This window comes from Streptomyces sp. S3(2020), assembly GCF_013044505.1.
Classification (GTDB): Bacteria; Actinomycetota; Actinomycetes; order Streptomycetales; family Streptomycetaceae; genus Streptomyces.
Genome location: NZ_JABERD010000068.1, coordinates 18,481 through 39,803, shown reverse-complemented (window position 1 = coordinate 39,803; position 21,323 = coordinate 18,481). Strand labels below are relative to the sequence as shown.

Below are 21,323 nucleotides of genomic sequence, written 5' to 3'. Positions count from 1 at the left end.
CCATGGAAAGTCACGGTCCGAAATCAGTCACGCGGCGAAGCGAACCTCGCCCATCGCAAGCCGCCACCCGGGGGCGCTACCGTCGCGCCGTGGGAGAAGTGCCGGTCACTTTGGACAACGGGTTGATCTACTTCACCGATGGCCTCGTCGCGGCCGCCGGCCACCACGTCCATGCCCAGATGCACCCGGTCCACACCCACAGCTTCGTGGAGATCATGTTCGTGGTCGGAGGCGAGGGAACGCAGATCTCCCAACTCGGCTCCCACCGCCTGAGCGTCGGCGATGTCATGGTGCTTCGCCCCGGGGCCTGGCACGGCATGGAGGACTGCAAGGACCTTGAGGTGGTCAACTGCTGCTTCGGGGCGGAGTTGCTGCGGCACGAACTGGCCTGGACACGGCACGACCCACTGCTCGGCTACCTGCTGTGGGACGGTCCGTACGCGCCCGGTCAGCAGGGGATCCTCGGCCTCCACCTGGAGTCGGAGGCACTCGGCGACTGCGTCATGCACCTGGACTCGATCGAGGCCCTGCAAACCGCTCCGTCAAGTCGCTACCACGCGGACAAGATCGGACGCATCGCCGTCGTGCTCGGTCAGTTGGCCCGCGCGGCCGACACCGCGCGAGACGATGGCCGACGGCCGTCCGGGCCGACCCATCCCGCCGTGATCGAGGCCATCCGGCTGTTGGAGACGCACGTTGCGCACCAGTGGACGATCGGCGAGCTGGCCGATGATCTCCACCTGGCTCCCAACTACCTGATCCGGCTGTTCAAGACTGCGACCGGGCTCCCGCCCATGGCGTACCTGGCGCACCACCGTGCTGAGTGCGCGGCCGTACTCCTGGCCCGCACCGACAAGCCCATCGCGCAGATCGGGGCAGCCGTCGGTTGGCCGGACCAGAACTACTTCGCCCGCCGGTTCAAGAGCCTCTACGGGCTCAGTCCGGGCAACTACCGGAAAAGCGGGATCACGCTCCCCGGGGCGCATGACGGGACGCGCTCGGAGCGCTGATCGAAGCGGCGGCGTGGCGACCCGCTCGCGGGTGTGTTTCGTGCTAGCCGCAGTGCACTCCAGCCTAACGCTTCCCTCGCAGTGAGCCGTAGCTTCTGCATTCACCCCGGAGAAACGCGCCCGAAACACGGCTTCGTGGATGCCGTCGGCACGTCCCCGTCCAGGGCTGTCGCCACCGGCCCTCCCCTGCTGCGCAGCGAGGCGCCGTCCTCGCCCCGTCCACAGGCTGCCACGCGGAAAGGAACGTACATGACCTGGAGACCCGTTCAATCGCTGCTGAGAGGGTTGCTCGCGCTGGCGGTGACCGTCCCCGGACTCGTGGTCGGCACGGCCGACGCGGCCTACGCCGACTCTACGACGTACGTTGTCAGCACGCAGGCCGAATTCGACACGGCGAGCGCGCGCACCTACCAGCCGGGCGACCAGATCCTGCTGCAGCGCGGAGTCTCGTTCAGCGGCAGCCTTGTCCTGCAGGGATCCGGCACCACGTCCGCTCCCGTCACGATCGACGCGACCGGCACCGGGGCCGCTCCGGCCGTCACGGCCAGCGGGGCGAACCCCGCGATCCAGTTCGTCGGCGTCTCGAACTACGTGGTGCAGAACCTGGACATCAGTGCCCCGACGGGCGCCGGCATCGAGATCCAACTCGCGGCGGCACCGACCTCCGACGTGTCCGGGTTCACGATCCGCCACAACGTCTTCCACGACATCCAGAACACCGTGGACCGCGCCCGCCAGCTGAAGCCCGAATTCAACGCGGTGCAGAACAAGGCGGCCGTCATGATCGGCACCTGGCACAACACCTACGACACCATGACGGACTACAAGATCTCGGACGTCCTCGTCGACAACAACGAGTTCTACGGCGTCCACAACGGCGTCTACACCGGCGGCAACGTGTCGGAGGCGAACGGCAGCTACTCCGACAAGCCGCGCACCAGCTCCATCACCACCAGCAACAACTACTTCCACGACATCATCGGCGAAGGCACCGTCTACCTCGGAACGGTCAACAGCCTCATCACCGACAACTCGTACGTGAACGTCTCCCACAACCCGGGGACGAATGTCGCACCGGTATGGATGGTGGGCAGTTCGTACATCACCATCCAGCGCAGCAAGCAGATCGGCGCCGTGCCCAGCGACGGCATGATGATCGACTTCGACTGGCGTACCGACAACTCGGTCTACCAGTACAACTACTCCGAGCGGAACGGCGAATGGGCCTGGCCGTGCAGCGTGTACAACAACCACAACAACACGATCCGCTACAACATCTCCTACAACGACGTCCTGCCGAGCAGTAACTGCTACGACTCCAACGGAGGCGAGCAGAACCTGCAGGTCTACAACAACACCCTCGTGAACTTCGCCGGATGGGACCTGCACGCCGTCAACGCGACCTTCACGAACAACATCATCGACTACGTGGACACCAACAGGGACATCACGGTCACCGGCAGCGGGACCTCGTTCAGTCACAACCTCTACGTCAACCACACCGGCACCGAGACCGGCGCGGTGAACACCACCGATCCGCAGTTCGTCCACCCGGGCAGGGACCCGCAGGGCTACAAGCTCCAGAGCACCTCGCCGGCCATCGGCGCGGGCGCCGTCGTCGCGGACAACGGTGCACTCGACTACTTCGGCAACTCCGTTCCCACCTCCACCGCCCCGGACATCGGCGCAGCCCAGTACTACGCGGCGGACACTCCGCCGAGCAAGCTGTGGAACCTCGCCGAGGGAGCCACGATCACCTCCTCCAGCTCGTACGAGAGCAGCGACTGGTCCATGGACGCGCTCGCCAACGGCCAGACCCACAGCCTGAACGCCTATGGCGTCAACCGCCTGGGGTACGCGTCATCGAGTGATGTGACCACGGACCACACGGAGTGGGTCGTCGTCGACTTCGGAGTCCAGCGCACCCTCAGCAAGGTCGTCCTCTGGCCACGCAGCGACAGCGGCCACGCCGGACACAACTTCCCCAGCTCCTTCCAGATCCAGGTCTGGGACGGCGCCAACTGGATCACCCGGGTCAGCAAGACCGGCTACGCCCTGGACGAGGTGGGCGGTCAGGAGTTCACCTGGGGCCGCAGCGACTTCACCGACAAGGTCCGGATCCACGCGACCGGTCTGACCAACGGAGCCGGCGACTACCGGCTGGAGCTGGCTGGCCTCCAGGTCTTCAACGACACCAACCTTGCCGCGGGAGCCTCCGGGGCCACTGTCGTGACCTCCAGCTCCGTCGACAACTACGGCTGGTACCAGAACAACCTCGTGGACGGCTACACCTCCTCCTTCGGCGGAAGCAAGGGCTGGTCCTCGGCTTTGGGGAACACCAGCCAGCACACGGAGTGGGCGGAGATTGATCTGCCCGGCTTCCAGACCTTCAGCCAGTTGACCCTCTACCCCCGCAACGACTCCGGGATGGTCGGGGCGGGATTCCCGACCGACTTCGAGATCCAGGTCTGGGACGGCACCAACTGGATTACCCGGCTGGCCGAGTCGGACTACCCGACCCCGACGGCCGCGCAGACTTTCACCTGGGGCAGGAGCGACACCACGGACAGGATCCGGATCGTCGGCACCGCCCTTCCCCAGATCGGCTCGGACTACGTGATGCAGTTCGCTGAGATCCAGCTTTCCTGACCCCTCTCCTGACCCCGCGAGCAGTGGTCTCCGGCATCGCTGATGCCGGAGACCACTGCCTCTCTGACCGGACCCGGCACCCACCCGACAGCGAAGGGATTCATCAGTGAAGAGGCAGATGATCAACTGCTGGACCATCCTGCTCAGCGCCCTGCTTCTCGCCTGCGCGGGCATAGGCCTGGCCGCCCTGGCCCAGGCAACGACGAAGGAATCCTCCACACAGGTCGCCACGGTGAACGGTGAGCCGATCCCGGACCAAATACTCGCGCTCTACCTCCGATACGCCCGCTCTGACGCGCAGGCCCAGGCCCCCGGCAAGGATGTCACCGCGGCTGCCGAGCACTCGGCGCTGCGCAGTGCCGAGGTGTTCATGGTGCAGCTCCAGCAGGGTCGTCGGCTGGGTCTGATCAGCGCGGACGCTGTCCCGTTCAGCGGCGACAACATGGCGAAGCTGCGCGTCAACACCAGCGGGTACGGCACATCACAGCTCTCGGACAAGGAAGTAGTGGACCGGTTCCTGGCAAACGTCAGAGAAGCGCTGATCAGCAAGCTCATGCCGGAGTCGGCCGTCGAGAAAGCCCTCCGGGCGACGTACCTGCAGCACAAATCCTCCCACCAGCAGATCCAGGAAATGACCGTCCGCCGGATCCGGCTGCCCTACACATCGGCGGACAGGTCCGCAACGTTCCAGCTGGCCAAGAAGCTCCGTGGCCAGGCCGCAGCAGGCGCGGACTTCGTCCCGTTGGCCACGAATTGGGACCACGCGTACTACAGCGACTCCGGCTTCCAGAACAGGGACAATTCCTTCAGGCTCACCGGTAAGGAGAAGTTCGCAGACCCCACCCTCGTCCAGACCGCCAAGACACTGGCCGACGGACAGGTCAGCAAGGTCGTGGACAGCGGTGACGCCTACTACGTGGTCAAGATGGTGGCCAAGGAGGCCGTGCAGCTGACGTTTGCTCAGGTACAGGACCAGCTGTACTACACCTACACCGACGCCAGGTACTCCACTCTGCTCAAACAATGGCTGGCCAACGCGAAGGTCCGTGTCAGCCGGTAGACGGATGCGACGGAGGCCCTGCCAGGAGCAGCCGGAACGGAGCGGCTGGCGAACAGCCCTGGGTGGTACCCGCTCGAACATGTGTGATGCGCCGCGTCAGCACAGGCATTCGCAATAGCGGACCTTTTCAGCCACCCAGCGTCCAGACCGTGCTGGTGGTCGGCGCGAAATAAATCATCGGCCCACGAATCGTCGGCGAGGCTCTGCAGTTCGGGCACAGCGCCGCTCCGGCCCGGCCGACGGCGCCGCCATGGCCAGCAGCCAAAGACTGTCCCGCGACAGACTTGGAGGGATAGCGCTGCTTCAGCCCGGCGGCGTCGGTGCAGGCAGATCCTGTGGAGCGGCGCATCGGAGTGGCGGTCTTGGGGGACGGGTGGGACGCAGCAGACTGCCTGTGGAGAACACAGGCAATGGCGGTACGGGGGCGTGGCGCCGGTCGCGGTGAAATGCCACATGCGCTCGGAGACGGGGGTCTCGTAGTCGGCCACGGTCCAGGCGGCGTCGCGGGGGCCGGCTTCGTGCACCCGCTCGATCCGCAGGGTCTGGTCCGCGTGGATGGCGTGGGTGGTGTGGTCGGACCAGGTACGCCATTTTTCCCAGTCACCGTGGTGGGCAAGAAAGTTGTCGAGGAGGGCGTCGTGGTCTGCGGGGTCGGCGGCGTACGCGACGGCGAACGCGGCGGTGTCGTGATCGGTGCCGATGGTGACCCAGCCGGTGTTCGCCGCCATGTCATAGATCACGTACGGAATCGCCTTCTCGGCCTGGCCAGGGAAGTCGTGCGTCTTGACCTAGACGCTCTTGCCGGTGAGGTAGCGACGGACACGGTGGTCCCGTGGTCGTCGGCGTGAGCGTGGATGATCAGGCGGCCGTGGCAGATGTCGTCGTGGACTTGCTGGGCTTCGTTGGAGACGTCCCGGATTTCGCTGAGGGTGAGCCAGGACATGGGGTGGCCGGCCCAGGTCCACTCCTCGTGGACAGCGTCCCGCAGCCGGGGCGTGATTTCGACGGCCACGCCCTGGTCGGCCAGCTTCTGGGCAGCAGTACCGGCCCAGTACGGCTCTTCGTGATCGATGCGGGCCAGGACCAAGATGTCCCCGTCAAGGGGCTCGAAGCCCCGGCCGGCCAGGAGACCGAGCGCGGTGTCCGGCGCGGTGCCGGTGAGATGAGCCGTGACGGCACTGGGGTGGGCGGGATGGATGTCGAAGCGGATGCGGGCGTCGGAGGCGGCGGCGGACATGAGGAGCGGGCTCGATTCGGTCCGGACCCCGCGAATGGGGCGGGGGCTGGTGGTTGAGGTCAGCGGTGGGCTCGTAGGGCGGTACGCGGTGGGGGCCCGGCCGCCCGGGGCTGCGGCGCGGCGCGCGCGGGCGGAGGAGCGGCTGCCGGGAGGGCAGGTGTAGTTGCGCGCAGGTAGCGGGTGCGCAGGGTGTTCAGGTCGGCGAGGGCGCGGCGGCTGCCGGTGATGAGCTGGTGGGGCGTGTTGGCGAGATCGTCGGTGTAGGCGGTGATCCGTGCCGCGACCGTCTGGGTCCGGGTAAGGAGCGCGCGCTGCAGGATCTGCTCGCCCCAGTACTCCGGAGACCCTGCGGGGGTGGAGACCAGGGCCATCAGATCCCGGGGGGTGAGGGCCTCGGTGATCAGTCCGCGGTGCTGGGATTCGCCGAGGACGGTGACCGGGTCGACCATGTCGCCGCGGCGGACGAGAGCGGCGATGGACTGCCAGATGCCGGCGTGCATCGGCAGGACGAAGTCGTCCGCGGTCAGCCACCGCATCCGCTGCACCTCCTCAGGGTTTGCAGTGGCCGAGGCCAACAGCAGCCGTTCCTCGTCGACTTCCACGTCGTCGGCCTCCCGTACGGCCGGAGCCGGGACCGCGGTGCGGGGCAGGGAGCCGGGATGCGGGGCGAATTCGCCGGCGAGGTCGTCCAGGAGGCGGCTGAAGTCGTCGGTGAGGACCAGGACGGTGGCTGCAGGGTTGGGCAGGCCAGGGTCGGCCGCGGTGAGGCCGAGATGCTCGGCGTGGCTGCGCAGGAGCCGACGAGCGGAGTCGGCGCGGATCAGCTGCGCGTACGCCGCGGCGTGCTGGGGGCGGGGGCAGAACTGGATCAGGGCGTGGAGGTAGGAGGCGCTCAATCCGGGCGCGTGCGGGCGTGCGAAGTCCAGGACCTGGTTGAGCCAGGTCGTGTCCTTGGCGTGATCGGCGGGATCGGGCGGCGGGATGGTGCCGATGCCAGTGAACAGCGCGGCGTGCGTGTGGCTTTCGAAATGGTCGGCACTCAGCTGCTCGATGTCAGCGAGCCGATTGGGTTCGAGGAGGAGGGCGCCGAGCAGGCCCTGCTCGGCGTAGTGGACTGGCCTGGGCGCCGGGACGCGGTCGATGCCGTCGTCGTCAACAGTCTTGGGGGTGTGGGGCATCAGGCGGGGGGGGTGAAGTCGTCGGGGGCGAAGGGCTTGCCGGGGTGCAGGTGAGGAAGGAGCAGGTGCGCGGCCAGGCGCGGGGGGACCGCGTTGCCGATCTGGGAGAACTGCTGGCCCTTGTTGCCCTGCCACGGATAGTCGGCCGGGAAGGTCTGTAGCACGCCAGCCTCGTGGGCGGTGATCCTGATCGGTGCAGGCGCCACGGCCTTCGCCTCGTCGTCGGCGGGGCTTGCGGGGTGGGCGACCCAGCGGCACTCGTTGACCCGGTGACCGAAGAACAGCGTCCCGGCGGGCTCAGTGACGGGACGGACGGTGGCGTTGGTCTGGTTATTGCTGCGCAGCGACCATGACCAGCGGTTGGCCCCGGTGGCAAAGGCGGGGGTCGGAGCATCCGCGGGGCGGTTCTCACCGGGCCGGGCAGCCCCGCCAGAGCTTTCACGGGGAGAGGCCAGGACGGTTTCGGAGCCGGGGTGAGGTGTCCAGGTACCGCGGTCGCGGGCGTCGGTGAGGGTCTTGCGGGAGCCCGAGGGGAAGGGTTCGGGGCCGCCTCCCGGTCCGCCGCCGGCGCACACCGTGGGCGCCGGTCCGTCGGTGCGGCCCCAGCCCAGGGCTTCGGCCATCGACACCCAGCGGGCGCGCCCGGGCCCGAACAGCGACTCGGGTTCAGCGACGGGGGCGTGGGTGGGCGGCGGGGGCCCGGCCGTCTGAACGCGGGAGGCGACGGTGTTATCTGGACGATTCCCTCTTCTTGGTGACTGTGCGTATGGGTAGTTGGGCATATGGTTCCGGCCGTGCGTGTCGTGAAGGTGATGGATTCGGGACCTGGCAAGCCGCAGGTACGTCTGGTCGACGCGTCCGGCGAGCCGGTACGCGAGGTTGATGAGTTCCTGCGACTGCTGGCTGTTCGTGCGTACTCGCCGCACACGGTGCGGGCCTACGCCTATGACCTGCAGAAGCTGTTCCTGTTCTTGAGTGAAGTGGGGCTGAGTGCACAGGAGTTCACGCCGTCTCGGGCGATGGACTTCCTGCAGTGGCTGCGGCTGGTGTCCTCCGCGCGGCGGGCTCAGCGCCTGGAGCTGGGCGTTGCGACCGCCGAGGGCCGGGTGCTGTCGGCGAAGACGTGCAACCGGGTCATGGCGGCGGTGTCCTCGTTCTACGAGTTCCTGATCGCCAGCGAGTGCTACTCCGGTCGGGACAATCCGATCGTCAAGGTCGTCGATCAGGCGGCTGCCCGGGTGCCGGGACGGCATCGGCCTGCGCTGGACAGCGCGGCTCGGCAGCAACCGGTCCGCCGGGTGCTGCGGGTCAAGACCGTCGAGACGATGCCGCGGCCCATGTCGGCCGAGGTCTATGCCGCGCTGCTGGCTGAGCTGCGTACCAGCCGGGACCGGGCCTTGCTGGAGGTGATGTGGGAAGGGGGTCTTCGCCCCGGCGAGGTGCTGGGGCTGCAGCTGGAGGACATCTCCTACGGCCGGCGCCGAGTCACGGTGCGAAAGCGTCCCGATCACCCGCGGGGAGTGCAGCAGAAGTCCAGGCGGGACCGGGTCGTGGACCTGCTGGAAGGGCGTGCGCTGCCGGCGTTGAACGCGTACGTGATGCACGAACGTCCCGCCGATGCCGTCACCCCGTGGGTCTTCTTGGTGGGCGGGCGGGGCAAGCGTCGCGGCGAGGCGCTCAGCTATGACGGGCTGGTGCGGATGTTCGCCCGGGCAGCGGCACGGGCCGATGTCCGTGATGCCTGGCTGACGCCGCACAGCCTGCGCCACACCCATGCCACCCGGATGTTCGAGGGCGGGATGCGCGAGCTGACGCTGATGACACGGCTGGGCCATGCGACGCCGGACTCCATGAAGATCTACACCCGGGTCAGCGACCCCGAGGTCATCAAGGACTACCGCCAGGTGATCGGAGAGGTGACGCCGTGAGCTCGATCGTCCCGCTGCCGGCCTCATCGCTGGCCCCCGATCCGCGCGCGCCTGGCCACTGCCCGATGCGGGAGTACGCCGCGTTCATCGCCGAACTCGACGTCAGCGAACCCCGAAGGCGTCGGCACGCCTCCTCCCACCAGCGGTTCGTGCACACCTTTCCTGACTTGACCACCTGGTTCGCCCAGCCGCTGCGGCAGCGGCTGGGCTGGCGCAACGGGGAGGACCACAACCGCCGCACCCGCCCTGACGCCGACTTCGATGCGACCACCGGATGGATCAACTTCCAGGCCCGCCACTACGTGATCTACCTGGGATTGACCGGCCGACTGCGGCTGGACTGGGGGTGGCTGCTGGGCATCGGCGTGCTCAAGCCGTTCCAGGTCGCCGATCAGATGGGACTGCCCTTCCGGGAACACGTCAACGACCTGCAGGAGCGGTTGATCGCTCTTGGGCACGCCCACTCCCGAGAAGACTGGCGCCTGCCTTGGGCCCTGATCCGGCTGGTTCTGCACCGCGGTGATCCGGACATCTCGGCGATCACCGCAGACGACATCGAGGAGATGCGCCAGGCCGTCCGGCACCTTCAGCGCGTCCCGGGCATGGACCAGGTCATTGCTCCCTACCGGTTGCCGACCGTGCAGTCGGCATGGGGCACCAACGCCTACCGAGCCGGGCTGGCGCTGTTCCACACGGGAGTCATCGGGCATCCGCCCCCACGGATGCCCGCCGCTCCGCGCCTGCTGCTGAGTTGCAAGCCGCGTATCAACGCGGTGATGGAACGCTTCCTGGCCGAACGAGCCTTGGTGCTGCGGCCGGAGAGTATGAGCAGCGCCCGCGGCGGTCTGCGGCGCTTCGGGCTGTGGCTGGACACCGAGCGACCGCACATCGACCGTCTCGACCAGCTGAACCGGGCCGACGCGGTCGCCTTCATGGAGAAGGTCAACCGGCTGCGGAAGATGAAGCACCCGGACGAGCCGCTGAGCCCGGCCTACCGGGCCGGCATCATCTCCACCCTCGCGGTGTTCTTCCGCCACGCCGCACTTGGTGAATGGGACGACGTCCCGACCCGACCGCTGATCACCGCCGCGGACATGCCCCGCCGCATCGAGAAGGTCCCCCGCTTCATCCCCGAGCACCAACTCGAACCGGTCATGGAACGCATCCGCGCCCTGACCTGCCTGCTGCAGCGATGCGCGCTGCTGGTGGCCCGCTGGAGCGGCGCCCGCCGCACCGAGATCCGCAAGCTCCACCTTGACTGTCTGGACGCCTACCCCGACGGCACCCCCCGGCTGCGGCTTGCGGCCGGCAAGGCCCTCAAGGAACGCACCGTCCCCGTCCACGAGGAGGCGGCAGATGCCATCCGCACCCTTGCCCAGCTGCGGCACACCCAGCACGACCGGGGCATCTACGATCCCGACCTCGGGCAGCCAGTGCGCTACCTGTTCCTGCGCAACGGCTGCCTCGCCCACCCCGACTACCTGTTCGCCGACCCCCTTGGCCAGATCTGCACAGAACTGGGGATCCTCAACGGCGAAGGCAAACCCGCCATCCACGCGCACCGCTTCCGGCACACCCTGGGCACCCAACTCGCCGAGAAGGGCGCCCGCATGCAGACCATCATGAAGGTCCTCGGGCACAAAAGCCCTGGCATGTCGATGACCTACACCCACATCTCGGACCCCAGCGTCCTGGCCGACTACCAGTCCGTCCTTCAACCCGGCGCCGTCATCGCCGGACCGCTCGCTGAAACCCTGCGCGCCGGCCAGCTCGATCAGGACGCATTGGACTGGCTGAAGACCAACTTCTACAAGACCGAACTTGAGCTGGGCCGTTGCCTGCGCCTGCCGCAGGAAGGGCCCTGCGAATGCGACCTCTACCTGACCTGCGCGAAGTTCATCACCACCCCGCAATACGCGCCACGGCTGCGTGAGCGCCTCTGCGTCGAACAGCAATTGATCACCGATGCCCAAGACCGCGGCTGGGGGCGCGAGATCGAGCGCCACCAGCGCATCGCCGAGCGCCTGCGAAATCTGCTCGACGACCTCGGCGAGCCGCACGAAGCACTGGACGACGAAGCCTGAGCGGCACCCCCAACGAGTGACACCCGAAGGGAGGAACTTCCCGCCACAGGACCCGAAACTGTCCAGATAAAGGAGAATCGCGCGCCGCCTGGTCTGCGGGATGCCGTAGTCGGCCGCGTTGAGGATCCCGGTCCACACCGAGAAGCCCCACCCGCGCAGCACCGCCGCGTACTGACGCCACAGCGGAAGGACGTCCGGAACCTCCTCCATCAGCACCCACTCGGGCTCGCCCAGGGTGTTCAGGGCGTGCAGATAGCGCATGGGCTCGGCGGCGAGGAGAGAGCGTGCGTCCGCGCACGCACCGAGCAGCTGCTCGCGGGTGTCGCGTCCTACGGAGAGATCGGCGACGGCCTGGTGCACGAGTGTCTGGTCGATGAGACCGAGCCGCTTGCCGGCCATCGACCACGCCTGGCACGGCGGGGAGGCGATGAACCCGAGCACCCGCCCGGAGAAGATCCATACGGGATAGGCGGCGACGTCGGTCCGGATCGTCAACTGCCCGGCCTTGGCGCGGGTCTTGCAGGCCCACTCGTCCCATTCCAGACCGACATCCCGCGCCCCCAGTGCGGTCAGGGCGTGGCTCCAGCCGCCGGGTCCGGCGAACAGATCCAGGATGATCTGCCTCACGAGGCCAGGCCGAAGTCGCCCTGCGCCGACTCGGGTTCGGCACCGCGGCACGCCCATGGGGAGCAGCCGTCGACCACTCCCGTCTCCAGTTCCTCCACGACAGAGGCCCGGTTGTCGAGGTTCTGCTGGCGTGCCGCCCACTCGGCGGCCGTGACGTGGTCGATGGGTGCCTCGTCGAGGGGGACGCGGGAGCGGTGCAGGTACGCCTGCCCGAGCAGCCGGTTCCCGGAGGCGTTCGCGCGGGCGTTGCCCTGCCGGATGGCCGCATCGAATGCGACGACGTCCAGCCATTCCTCAGGACTGGTATCCCGGATATTTCTCCACTGCTGGTTTCCGTGAAATGGACAACCAAGGCAGCTCGATTTTGGAGTGTCGGCCAATCCGAGCGAGGATAGATAGCGGATGCAGTCGCTGCGCGACCAGCCCATATCGATGAGCGGGTGCCGGTTGCGCATGTACCTCACGTCCGCGTCCTTGGCGCGGTGGAATTCATCCGTAGAGATGCCCACCCACTGCTCCACGAACACGTCTCGTGGGATGCGGGCAGGGTGGGGATAGCCGAGGAGTTCGCGAACCTTCTTCTTGATCGGCTTTATCTTGTATTCGCCTGTGCACTGCCTTCTTGTCATGCCTTCCTTGCCGTCCTTGTTCAGGATGTACAGCGGCATGGAGGCGAATCTGCGATCGGGGTCGAGCGCATCGTTGCGAATGTTTCCGGAAGTGACGCGCAAGATGGGAATGCGGGCTGGTTTCGCTATCTCGCGCTCCAGGCGGTCGAGGTGGGAATATACGGCCTTGGGTTCCCATCCGGTGTCGGCGAAGATGGCGTAATCGATCTTGGGGAGAATTCCTTCGGCGGACAGGGCGAGCATGGCGCTGGATTGAATTCCGGCACCGAGTGAGATGGATCGGAATACGGGGCTGGCGGAAATGGGGGTGTCCTTGCGATGAGCGGGGCGCTGTCCGGAGGCGGACCGGTCAGCGACGAAGAGCGGGGCTGTCGGGCGCGGCAGGCGTCGGCGGGGTCGGTGCCGTGGAGGCGGCGCGAGGGTAAGCGAAGACGGGGCTTACCTCGTCCGGGCCGGCAGTGAGGTCGCGGGCGGCGTTCCGTGGCTGTACGCAGCCATTCCCAAGTGGGTGCGGGCAGTTGACGCCAGAGGGCGTTGCTGGGCGCCCATTCGAGGACCTCGGCGGCGCTGCGCAGCTGCTCGGCGAGCTGAGCCAGTACGGCGCGCTGCTGGTCTGGGGCGTGGGGATGGGATGGCCCCTGTGCTGGCTCAACGGTTTCGGGTGGCGGCTGCCTGCGCGGCGGAGGACAGGGGGCGGGGCGTGGTTCCGGGCGCGGTGCGCGACCCGGCTGGCGGCGCGTCGATGACCGAGGCGAGGGCGGTGATGCCGGTTGAGGTGAGGCGCACGCGGTCCAGGGGCGGGCCGCCGATGTACGCGGCGGGCGCCGACCGGGCAGTTCTCTCGGCCAGGCCCTTCGTCTCCAGGGCGCGCAGGGTGCTCATCAGCACCTTGGGTTCACGGGAGCGGGTGAATTCGCGCCCCAGAGAACTGCTGGCCACGACGTGTCCGCAAGCGATCTCGGCCAGGGCCGTGCGATGCATGGCGTTCAGCCGTTCGTCGGGGGCCGGCGCGGTGGCCCAGCGTCGCCGCCGGGTCTCGCCGGCCAGCGTCACGGCGCAGCCCACAGCGGCTTCCGGGGCCAGCGCAGTCAGCTCGCGAGCGGCTGCGACGTTGAGGTCCACTGAGGCGTCGGCAAGGAAGGCGAGCTGCCTCAGCCGCATGACCATTTCGGTCAACTCGACGCTCTCATAAAGCCGTTCATCGTGGATCGTCTTGACGGCGGACTGGGTTTCGGCGGCCAGACGCTGCGCGGAGGAGGCGTGGACATCCGGTGCGGGAGGGTCGGCGGCGACGAGGAGGAGGTCGAGCGCGTCGTTGTACTGGGTGTACTGGTCGGCCAGGTGGAGCAGCCGCTCGACGGGCGTGGGCGGTGGCGGCACGTCAAAGAGCAGGGATTCGGCGGGTGGCTCGGTCATGAGCGACGCTGCGCAGTCGGGCAGGGGTAGATGGGATTTGTCTCCCGTCGGGTGGGGTACGGCTGTCGGCCTCGGGAGTGCTCAGGCGGCAGGGCCGAAGTCGCTCTGCTTCGGGGTGGCCTTCGCGATCGCGCGGGCGGTGATGCCCTTGGAGGCGCGGGCGGAGGCGGCGGACAGTTCGGCGGCGCCGGGCTCGAGATACCAGGGGCGAAGATCGAGCATGGCTGCCCGCATGCCGGTGGCGAACGCGAGCGCGGTGCCCTTGGGCAGCGCGCGGATGGCGTCGGCGGCCAGGATGCGTTCCTGTCGCATCGACACAGAGGTGGACTTGCCGGACTCCGAGGTCGAGGTGGAGGTCGTCTCGACGTCGTGATCGCCGATCAGACGGGAGAGCTTGTCGGCGAAGTCGGGGTCGTCGATACCCGAGCCGATGACCTTGATGGTGGAGGCGGACCACATGGCGTCCATGCCAGCGTCGCCCCACACTTTCTGACCCTGCCTATAGCTCTGCAGGATGGTGATCGGGATGATGCCGCGCGAGCCCAGGTGGGAGTACAGGTCGGGAAGGTCGCTGATCTTGCAGACGTTGGCGGCCTCGTCCAGGATCGCGAGCATCGGTGGGTCCAGGCGCCCGCCTGCCCGCTCGGCCTGGGCGGTTGCGGCGCGCATCACGCCGTCCGCGCACGCGGCGATGAGGGCCGAGGCTCCGCCTCCGCCGTCCTTCGACAGTAGGTAGAGCGTGTCCGTCGAGGTGGCGAACGCGGACGGCCGGAACTCGGGCACGTCCTTCTGGGGGGTCACCCAGGCGGCGATCTCCGAGTTGAGCAGGGCGGCGGCGTACTGGCGCGCCGTCTCGTAGATGCCGTCCCTTGTTTCGGGTGGGCCTTCCACGGTGCCCTTGAGCTGGGCGGCGACCGCGGCGAACTTGTGGTCGCGCAGGATGTCGAGTGGGGTGCGGTCGGCGGGGAAGGCGAGCCAGGCCATCACGTCGGTGATCGGCCGCTCGTCGACCGCGGCGGCCAGGAACAGTTGGCTCAGGATGTTGCTGCCTGCCTTGGACCAGAAGTCGCCCTGCTGCGACGCCGCCACGCTCGCGGCGAGGAAGTGCCCAGCCAACCTGCCTGCGCCGTCGAGGGACTTGGCGTCGGCCAAGGGGTTCCACCACATGGCTCGTTCGGCGTGGGCGATCTGCTGCGGGTCCATCGACCAGGTCCGGCCGACGGCGGCGCGCGCATCAAGGGTTGCGGTGTAGGCGTCGCCCGCGGCCTTGTTGGAGGTGAGCAGGACAGGGCCGGGTGCGTTGAGGATCGAGGGGATCGCCAGGCTGGTCGTCTTGCCGGATCGGGGTGCCATGATCGCGACGGCGACGTCCTCGTATCCCATGCGCACCTCGTGCTTCGTGCCCTGGAGATTGCCGAGGAGGATGCCGGTGTCGGCTGCGGCGATGTGCTTGGCGTCTTTGAGGCTTGGGCGCAGCGAGCGCGCCTTGTCAGTGATGGCCTTCGCCATCAGCGGCTCGATATCCCGCTGCTTGGCCATGCCGGCGACGCGCTTCTTGCGCCCGCTGCCGCCGCCTCGGTAGCTCTTGTAGAGCACCGTGGCGGTGATGCCGAGCGCGACGAGAACGGCGCCGGGCAGGATCCGCGTGCTGATCAGAAGAGACGTTTCGCTCAGGCCGGGCCACAGCTGGTCGGGGTGCAAGAGGGCCTGAACCGGCTGGTAGGGGGCCGGGGCGGTGTCGGTGGTCCAGGCGGTGAGATTGCCGCCCAGCCAGGCGAGGTTGGACAGGGGCACGGCGACGGCGATGGCGCCGAGGAGGACCTTGAAAGCTATGTCGTAGCCGTCGGTGGACGTGGAGTTGGGCTGGGGCAAGGGCTGTTCCAGGGACGAGGGAGAAAAGGGGGCCGGACGCGCGAAGGACCGGTCAGCGCGTGCGGCCTCGCGCCGGTCCGGGCGGCGCGGGGGCAACGCCGCTCACGCTGCGGTGCCGCTCGGCGAGGGCACTGATGCGTCGCTCCAGAGCGAAGGCGACGTCCGTCGCGGGGACGTGCCGGGTGTCCACGGTGATGCGGTCGCGGGCCCACCCGGGATCCGGCGAGGGTCGCGCCTGATGGGCGCGGGGTCGGCGAGCGCCTGCGTCACGGCGGCGATCAGGTGTGTTGGCGTGGTGCCGGTGAACACGGCTCGCCAGATCGTTGGCTCCACGACGAACGGAGTGGTCTCGATCATCCACAGGTCGCTGCCAGGAGTTCCCACCCGCTCGACGCGCGCGATGCCGTCGGGTGCCGCAAGCCCGCCGAAGTGCTGGGGTGCTTCCCATGCCGCGTCCTGCAACGCCGTGAAGGGGTCGGGCGGAGCCGTGGGCGGCCCGGACGGGTCGGTCAGCGCGTCGGTGAAGGCGGCGATGATCTCGACGGGGGTGCGGCTTTGGAAGGTGGCCGCCCAGGCTGGCTGATCCGTGGTACGCGCCTGCCGGATGGTCCACCAGTCGGGATCATCCGGATCTCCAGGGGCCAGACGCAGTTGTGTGAGCTGGTCCGGGCTGGTGAGCAGGACGCGAGGTATCAGCGGGTCATGTCCGTAGCTCCAGCCGGTGACCCGGTGCAGCGGCTGGGTGATCCAGCCGGGATTTCCGATGCCCGCGAGGTAGCGCGGGGTGATGAACGCCTGCTCGACGGTCTCGCTCACGCCCGTGACCGCCGGACCCTGGACGGTGTGGCGGTGGCCTTGCGCACGGGCGCCGTCGCGGGCAGGGCCGGCGCGGATGCGGTCGACTGCCGCTGCGCGAGTGCGTTGACGGCGAAGAGGGCCTGGCCGTGAATGGTCCACTGGTCGAGGTAGGACCAGGCTTCCGCGTAGCTCTCGGCGAGCGGTTCCTCGTACGCCTTCGTACCGGGTCGTGCGCTCTCGGGCAGGGCGGCGCGTGCCGCGCGCCAGTCGTCGTGGACCGCGTACAGGCGCTGTGTGGCATCCCGCAGTTCTCGGACCTGCCAGGCGTAGCGCCGGGTCCGGGCGGAGGGCGACAGCCCGGCGAGCTGCCGTTCGGCGACGTGCACGAGTTCGTCCGCGTGGTAGTACACCCGGCCGAACGCGGACAGGGTGTCGGCGTCTCGCTTCTGCTGGCGACGGCCGTAGGCGTCCTCGTCGTGGGGCTGGAACGTCTCGGGGTCGGAGTGCCGGTCGGAGTAGAGGTCCCAGGCGGCGAGGATCTGTCGGCTGTGCCGCAGGTAGAGGGCGAGCTGACTCAGATAGAGCCGGTGGGCCGGGCCGGCCGGTTCGAGTGAAATGGTCAAAGAGGGCCTTTGGGCGGGCAGTTATGAGGGCGGGCAGGGTGCGGAGCGGCCGGAGCCGCTCCGCACGGTCAGCGGCTGCGGGCAGCGGGCGTGGCCGCCTCGGCTGCGGGGCCTGCCGACGGCTGGGCGGTGGGAGCGGCGCTGCGGCGGGCCTTGCGGGCGGCAGCCCGGCTGGCCTTCAGCCGGGCTTCGTGGGCGGCGGCGAGCTGCTCGCCCTGGGCGCCGCGTTCCACTTGCGCGACGAGGTAGTAGTGCGGGACGTCGTAGTGGCCACGCGCGACGGGCGCGGGGTCGACGAGGGCGGTGGCGAATCCGGCGAGCAGGTGGCGCGGGGTGCGGTCGTCGAAGTACGCGTGCCACAGCACGTGATGGCCGCCGAGGCCGGTGGGCAGGGCTACCTCGGCCCTCCATCTGAAGTAGTCGCTGGTGAGCGTTGCCGACCGTTCCATGATGGTGATGCCGTCCGGATGGCGGGCGTACTCGTTGCCTCGTTCGCCGCGCTCGTACGTCCAGCCTGCTGCTTGCAGTGTCGGCCAGAGGTCCGGTTCGGCCTCGGGCGCGGTCCGCAGGAGCGCGTCGGTGAATCCGGCGAGGATCTCGGCGGGTGTGTTGCCGCCGAAGGAGGCGTACCAGCGCTGCGACGAGATTCGCCACCAGGCGCTGCTTGTGTCCGGGGTCGGCTCCAGGACGAGCGTGTGCCGGTAGTCGGGACTGGCAAGAACGACGTGGGGAAGGTCGGCGTCGCCGAAGCTCCTCCACCCGCCGGCCCGCAATGCCTGGGTGACGTGGCGCGGGTCACCGGGACCGGCCAGGTGGCGAGGCGTGGTGTCGAACCAGATCGTTGACCAGGGCTCGTTGGCCTTGCTGACGATGTACGGGCGCGTCACGACGCCGGCGGACTGGCAGGCCCGAACGCGTGGCCGCTCAGACGCTGCACGTCCCAGTGCAGAACGTGCCAGTCGGTGGCCTCCTGGGCGGCTTCCCGGAGCTCGCCAACGATCAGACGGATCTCGTCGCTGTCGTCCTTCGCCTCCTGGGCTACGAGGTGTGCGGCATTACGAATGATGTCGCCGAGCAGGATGGGCACGCCGGTGTCCTCGTCGAGGAGGGCGGCGAGCAGCGGCAGCACGTCGGTTACCGACGGATCGGTGTGCAGGTAGTTCTGGACATGGGCCAGCGTGGCGGTCGCCTGCGCGACGTCGTCGGCACTGGGGGCGGAGGGGTTAGGCATCAATGTCCTTTGGATGGAAGTGACGGGGGCACGCTCACCACGGCCGGACTGGGCGCTGGCCCCGGGGTACGCGTGTGACGTCCGGGGAGAAGGTGCGGAACTGTTCGTCGAGTCCGTTGAAGCGATCTCTGAGGTCGGTCAGGTTGCTGTACGCGTCGCAGCAGAGGTCCTGCAGATCGTTGGCGTAGGAGTCTTGGACAGCGAAGTCAGCACAGGTGGTTGCGATCACGTCGAAGATCTGGGCGATGAGGTGGAGTGCACCGTGACTTCGGTCGACGATCGGAGTGAGGATGTTGGCGAGATCCTCGGGGCGTTCGGAGTTGTCGATCTGCCGGCCGAGGCGCAGGAGTTCGACGGTGAGGGCCTCAAAGCCACCGGGCGTGAGGTCGGGGGACTGCGTCAAGGTGATGCACTTTCGATTGGGCTGTGGGCTGACGTGAGACGGTCAGCGGCGGGCGAACGCGCCAGGACGACCGGCCTGAACTCGTCCTCCTCGGGTTCCAGCGTCAGGTGCAGCGGACGGTCGGGGCTCTCCAGCAGGACATCCCGATAGCCCGGGACCGAGTGGTTGCTCCAGTCGGACGCGAGCAGATGCTCGGTCACGTGCCGGGCGTCGCCCCGCTGGCCAGGTGACGCGGCGCCACCTCGTCCAGCCAGCTGGCGGCGTTGACACGGTGCAGGGTGGGCCCGTTGACCCGGGAGTAGAAGAGCTCGTGGCTCACTGCATCCGCCCGCCCTTGACGTACGGTCGGGCCCCGGGACCTTGAGTACGCGCCTTGTTGCTGGCGAAAGCGTTGCTGGCCCAGGTGGCGGCGCGGGCTGCGGTGATCCGGGCCTGCTGCCATGCGCCGAGCTGCGAGGGCAGCACCGACACCGAGGTGGTGCGGATTCGCTGAGAGGGCGGGACGTGGCCGAGGGGCCGCATCACCGGCTGCGGGTCGGCGAGCGCGGTGCTGAACGCCTGTACCAGGTGCATCGGCGTGCTCGGCGTGAACGTCGCCTGCCATACCGTGCCGTGTTCGTTGCGGGCGCCGGCCCACCAGTGCGCCGGTCCGGAGGCGGACTGGTGGAAGCGGATGACGGCATCGCCGTCTGGACTGCGGGCGGTGAAGTGCTGTCCGCGCTCGGTTTCCCAGCCCTGTGCCTCAAGTGGCGCCCACACGTTGGGGGCGTGGGCGGAACGCGGCCGAGTCAGCGCGTCGGTCACGCCGGCCACGATCTCGACGGGGACCTGCCGTCCAAGCGTGGCATGCCACGCCTGCTCCGTCCTCGTCGGCTTCCCGCTGATCGTCCAACCGCCGGGCTGGGTGTACGGGTCGTACCCGATGCGCATGGACTTGTCGGGACTGTCGAACACGACGGGGCCGCCGGTCTTGGACTTGTCCTTCCAACCCGAGGCGCGCAGGTACTCGGTGACGAAGCGCAGGTCTCCGCCGCCAGCGAGGTGGCGGGGCTCGACGAGGTAGTGCTGCTGGGCCTGTTGACCGGCGGGGCCCCAGCCGGACCACTGCTTGCTCTTCATCGGTGCCGCCGGATGACCATCGCCGAGGCGACCGGCACCGCGGCCGGTCTGCTGGACGGAGGCGTGGGCGCGGCGAGCCGCTCGATGGTGCCGGTGTGCTCGTTGAGGTCGACGCCCACGCTGTTGAGTTCGTGGGCGGCGCGGCCCAGCGCGAGCGCGACGTCGGGCGGCAGGAGTCCGCGCTCGGAGTGGTCCTTCGCGAAACGCGAGCCGATGGCGACGAGTTCGGTGACCTCGCTGAGGAGCCCGGTGTCGTAGTCCAGGACGCGGGCGAGGATATGAGCGGCCTCGTGCGGCGGGGCCAGCGCGAGGTGTCGGCGGAGCTGTCCGAACTGAACGGCGATGGCGTCAGCGAGCTGTACGGAAAGGTGGTTCGAGTCGGTCATGGGCCTCCTGAACAGGCCGGGTCGAGGTGCTAGTCGTGGTGGCGGATGCGGTAGGTGTCGACGAGGAGGAATGCGTCGCGGCGGCGGGCTTCGTCGAGGGCCGCCTCGGGGCGCCCGCTGGCCAGCGGGTTGGTGCGTTCCCGGCTGCCGACGGTGACGGCGCGCAGGTAGCGGCGGAACAGGGCGGTGACCAGGCGAGGTTTGCGGCTGGCCGTGATGGGCGGGGGCGTGCGGTCGGGTGCCTGAGTGACGGCGGGCTCCTGGGGAGGATGGGGCCGACCCCGGTGGGCCGGGGCCGGCGGGGAATGGGCGGTCAGCGCGTACGGCGTGCTTGCGCGTCGGGTGGCGTGGGTGACGGTTGTGGTTGGTGCGCTGCTTGTTCGGCGAGAGCTGCGCGATAGGCGGAGCCGCCGAAGAGGCCCGCGTCGATGTGGACCCGGTATCCGGCCCGGGCCAGCAGGGGCACGACCCGGTCGGCCATGGTCTGCATGGCGATCTCGTCCATCTCGTCCGGGATCTGATGCCAGACGTTGACCGGTGCCGGTCGAGGCCGTCGAGCAGCGCCACGAGGTGTTCGGGGGCGCTGGCGCGGGTCCCGCCGTAGATCGTTCCGTCGCGGTGTTAGAAGGTGACGTCGACGTCGTAGTCATCGGCGAGGCTCACCGGCGGTGCGCCCGTGGCGGACGACCCGTTACGGGCACCGCGGCGACAGCGACTGGCGGGGCTGGGGCGCCGTGGTCGTGCATGGCTGTTGCGGCGTCGGTGTAGGCGGCAGCGTTCCAGACTTCACCACCGATGTGGACCACATATCCGGCCTTGTGCAGCCAGGGCACCGCAGAGCTGGCGAGCTGCTTCTTCGCGTCCTCGTCTAGGTGGGCGGGTGCTTCGTGCCAGACGCAGACGGGCCCGGGGGCCGGTAGGGCCCGGCGCTCGAAGCCGAGGCTGTCGAGGAGAGCGAGCAGCTGCTCGGGTGCGCCGGTTGGGGTGTCGGCGTGCACGGTGTCGGTGAGGGGGTCGCGGTAGATCATGACGTCGGTGCCTGCGTTGTCAGCACGGTTTTCCACGTGCGGCAA

General features: G+C 68.6%; 21 protein-coding genes and 3 pseudogenes. 5 read left to right on the top strand and 19 right to left on the bottom strand.

Annotation, left to right across the window (positions count from 1 at the left end; genetic code table 11):
* Positions 1–89: 89 nt before the first annotated feature.
* The 3 genes from HLK59_RS22430 (at position 90) to HLK59_RS22420 (ending at position 4,719) form a co-directional block, all read left to right on the top strand.
* A complete protein-coding gene (locus HLK59_RS22430) occupies positions 90–1,010 on the top strand; it encodes an AraC family transcriptional regulator (protein ID WP_206327444.1) in 921 nt (306 codons plus the stop codon).
* A 249-nt stretch (positions 1,011–1,259) separates the two neighbouring features.
* Positions 1,260–3,659: a discoidin domain-containing protein gene (locus HLK59_RS22425; RefSeq protein WP_171143277.1), complete on the top strand. Its 2,400-nt coding sequence runs from the start codon at positions 1,260–1,262 to the stop codon at positions 3,657–3,659.
* A 106-nt stretch (positions 3,660–3,765) separates the two neighbouring features.
* Positions 3,766–4,719, top strand: a complete 954-nt coding sequence (locus tag HLK59_RS22420; RefSeq protein WP_171143276.1) for a peptidyl-prolyl cis-trans isomerase — start codon at positions 3,766–3,768, stop codon at positions 4,717–4,719.
* 665 nt (positions 4,720–5,384) lie between these two features.
* On the opposite strand, the pseudogene HLK59_RS22410 reads toward HLK59_RS22420, so the two are convergent.
* The 4 genes and pseudogenes from HLK59_RS22410 to HLK59_RS22395 form a co-directional block, all read right to left on the bottom strand.
* Positions 5,385–5,507 (bottom strand): annotated as a pseudogene (locus tag HLK59_RS22410) (ISAzo13 family transposase); the annotation flags it as partial.
* Complete coding sequence (locus tag HLK59_RS22405; RefSeq protein ID WP_171143275.1) at positions 5,456–5,956, bottom strand: hypothetical protein; 501 nt, start codon at positions 5,954–5,956, stop codon at positions 5,456–5,458. The gene HLK59_RS22405 and the pseudogene HLK59_RS22410, both read right to left, overlap by 52 nt.
* 59 nt (positions 5,957–6,015) lie before the next feature.
* Entirely contained in the window at positions 6,016–7,134 is a 1,119-nt protein-coding gene (locus tag HLK59_RS22400; protein ID WP_171143274.1) for a DnaB-like helicase N-terminal domain-containing protein, read from the bottom strand.
* A pseudogene (locus tag HLK59_RS22395) lies at positions 7,134–7,859 on the bottom strand (DNA cytosine methyltransferase); the annotation flags it as partial. The pseudogene HLK59_RS22395 and the gene HLK59_RS22400, both read right to left, overlap by 1 nt.
* A 69-nt stretch (positions 7,860–7,928) precedes the next feature.
* Here HLK59_RS22395 and HLK59_RS22390 point away from each other — a divergent pair.
* Together HLK59_RS22390 and HLK59_RS52430 are read left to right on the top strand one after the other, a co-directional pair.
* Complete coding sequence (locus HLK59_RS22390) at positions 7,929–9,062, top strand: tyrosine-type recombinase/integrase (protein ID WP_346779791.1); 1,134 nt, start codon at positions 7,929–7,931, stop codon at positions 9,060–9,062.
* Positions 9,059–11,146, top strand: a complete 2,088-nt coding sequence (locus tag HLK59_RS52430) for a tyrosine-type recombinase/integrase (protein ID WP_171143272.1) — start codon at positions 9,059–9,061, stop codon at positions 11,144–11,146. The genes HLK59_RS22390 and HLK59_RS52430 overlap by 4 nt, the downstream gene beginning before the upstream one ends.
* A gap of 69 nt (positions 11,147–11,215) precedes the next feature.
* Here the strand turns inward: HLK59_RS52430 and HLK59_RS22380 are convergent.
* The 15 genes and pseudogenes from HLK59_RS22380 to HLK59_RS22315 all read right to left on the bottom strand — a co-directional run.
* A pseudogene (locus tag HLK59_RS22380) lies at positions 11,216–11,764 on the bottom strand (DNA cytosine methyltransferase); the annotation flags it as partial.
* Between the two features lie 5 nt (positions 11,765–11,769).
* On the bottom strand, positions 11,770–12,645 hold the full coding sequence (locus HLK59_RS22375) for a hypothetical protein (protein WP_171143271.1): 876 nt from the start codon (positions 12,643–12,645) through the stop codon (positions 11,770–11,772).
* Positions 12,646–13,050: 405 nt separating this feature from the next.
* Complete coding sequence (locus tag HLK59_RS22370) at positions 13,051–13,818, bottom strand: hypothetical protein (RefSeq protein ID WP_171143270.1); 768 nt, start codon at positions 13,816–13,818, stop codon at positions 13,051–13,053.
* Between the two features lie 81 nt (positions 13,819–13,899).
* Entirely contained in the window at positions 13,900–15,690 is a 1,791-nt protein-coding gene (locus tag HLK59_RS22365) for a type IV secretory system conjugative DNA transfer family protein (RefSeq protein ID WP_171143269.1), read from the bottom strand.
* A 102-nt stretch (positions 15,691–15,792) separates the two neighbouring features.
* On the bottom strand, positions 15,793–16,506 hold the full coding sequence (locus HLK59_RS22360) for a DUF317 domain-containing protein (RefSeq protein WP_346779790.1): 714 nt from the start codon (positions 16,504–16,506) through the stop codon (positions 15,793–15,795).
* Positions 16,503–17,111 (bottom strand): hypothetical protein, encoded by a 609-nt coding sequence (locus HLK59_RS22355; protein WP_171143268.1) that lies wholly within the window; start codon positions 17,109–17,111, stop codon positions 16,503–16,505. The genes HLK59_RS22360 and HLK59_RS22355 overlap by 4 nt, the downstream gene beginning before the upstream one ends.
* A gap of 68 nt (positions 17,112–17,179) precedes the next feature.
* Positions 17,180–17,998 carry a DUF317 domain-containing protein gene (locus tag HLK59_RS22350; RefSeq protein WP_171143267.1) on the bottom strand — a complete coding sequence of 273 codons (819 nt, stop codon included), beginning with the start codon at positions 17,996–17,998 and terminating at the stop codon, positions 17,180–17,182.
* Positions 17,995–18,342 (bottom strand): hypothetical protein, encoded by a 348-nt coding sequence (locus HLK59_RS22345; RefSeq protein WP_171143266.1) that lies wholly within the window; start codon positions 18,340–18,342, stop codon positions 17,995–17,997. The genes HLK59_RS22350 and HLK59_RS22345 overlap by 4 nt, the downstream gene beginning before the upstream one ends.
* 34 nt (positions 18,343–18,376) lie before the next feature.
* Positions 18,377–18,745 (bottom strand): hypothetical protein, encoded by a 369-nt coding sequence (locus HLK59_RS22340; protein WP_171143265.1) that lies wholly within the window; start codon positions 18,743–18,745, stop codon positions 18,377–18,379.
* The gene (locus tag HLK59_RS22335; RefSeq protein WP_240982574.1) at positions 18,742–18,945 is read right to left on the bottom strand and encodes a hypothetical protein; all 204 of its coding nucleotides are present in this window, start codon (positions 18,943–18,945) and stop codon (positions 18,742–18,744) included. The genes HLK59_RS22340 and HLK59_RS22335 overlap by 4 nt, the downstream gene beginning before the upstream one ends.
* Positions 18,942–19,064 (bottom strand): hypothetical protein, encoded by a 123-nt coding sequence (locus HLK59_RS52035; RefSeq protein WP_277349513.1) that lies wholly within the window; start codon positions 19,062–19,064, stop codon positions 18,942–18,944. The genes HLK59_RS22335 and HLK59_RS52035 overlap by 4 nt, the downstream gene beginning before the upstream one ends.
* Positions 19,061–19,864 carry a DUF317 domain-containing protein gene (locus HLK59_RS22330; protein WP_171143264.1) on the bottom strand — a complete coding sequence of 268 codons (804 nt, stop codon included), beginning with the start codon at positions 19,862–19,864 and terminating at the stop codon, positions 19,061–19,063. The genes HLK59_RS52035 and HLK59_RS22330 overlap by 4 nt, the downstream gene beginning before the upstream one ends.
* Positions 19,861–20,250 carry a hypothetical protein gene (locus HLK59_RS22325; RefSeq protein WP_171143263.1) on the bottom strand — a complete coding sequence of 130 codons (390 nt, stop codon included), beginning with the start codon at positions 20,248–20,250 and terminating at the stop codon, positions 19,861–19,863. The genes HLK59_RS22330 and HLK59_RS22325 overlap by 4 nt, the downstream gene beginning before the upstream one ends.
* A gap of 313 nt (positions 20,251–20,563) precedes the next feature.
* Positions 20,564–20,755, bottom strand: a complete 192-nt coding sequence (locus tag HLK59_RS51170) for a hypothetical protein (protein WP_240982573.1) — start codon at positions 20,753–20,755, stop codon at positions 20,564–20,566.
* A 154-nt stretch (positions 20,756–20,909) separates the two neighbouring features.
* Positions 20,910–21,314, bottom strand: a complete 405-nt coding sequence (locus HLK59_RS22315) for a hypothetical protein (RefSeq protein ID WP_171143262.1) — start codon at positions 21,312–21,314, stop codon at positions 20,910–20,912.
* Positions 21,315–21,323: the final 9 nt, after the last annotated feature.

Excerpts from the sequence above, each read along its gene's own strand:
- HLK59_RS51170 (WP_240982573.1), bottom strand. The coding sequence starts at position 20,755 with ATGGACGAGATCGCCATGCAGACCATGGCCGACCGGGTCGTGCCCCTG.
- HLK59_RS22325 (WP_171143263.1), bottom strand. The coding sequence starts at position 20,250 with ATGACCGACTCGAACCACCTTTCCGTACAGCTCGCTGACGCCATCGCC.
- HLK59_RS22400 (WP_171143274.1), bottom strand. The coding sequence starts at position 7,134 with ATGCCCCACACCCCCAAGACTGTTGACGACGACGGCATCGACCGCGTC.
- HLK59_RS22375 (WP_171143271.1), bottom strand. The coding sequence starts at position 12,645 with ATGCTCGCCCTGTCCGCCGAAGGAATTCTCCCCAAGATCGATTACGCC.
- HLK59_RS22425 (WP_171143277.1), top strand. The coding sequence starts at position 1,260 with ATGACCTGGAGACCCGTTCAATCGCTGCTGAGAGGGTTGCTCGCGCTG.
- HLK59_RS22345 (WP_171143266.1), bottom strand. The coding sequence starts at position 18,342 with ATGCCTAACCCCTCCGCCCCCAGTGCCGACGACGTCGCGCAGGCGACC.
- HLK59_RS22330 (WP_171143264.1), bottom strand. The coding sequence starts at position 19,864 with ATGAAGAGCAAGCAGTGGTCCGGCTGGGGCCCCGCCGGTCAACAGGCC.
- HLK59_RS22405 (WP_171143275.1), bottom strand. The coding sequence starts at position 5,956 with ATGTCCGCCGCCGCCTCCGACGCCCGCATCCGCTTCGACATCCATCCC.
- HLK59_RS22370 (WP_171143270.1), bottom strand. The coding sequence starts at position 13,818 with ATGACCGAGCCACCCGCCGAATCCCTGCTCTTTGACGTGCCGCCACCG.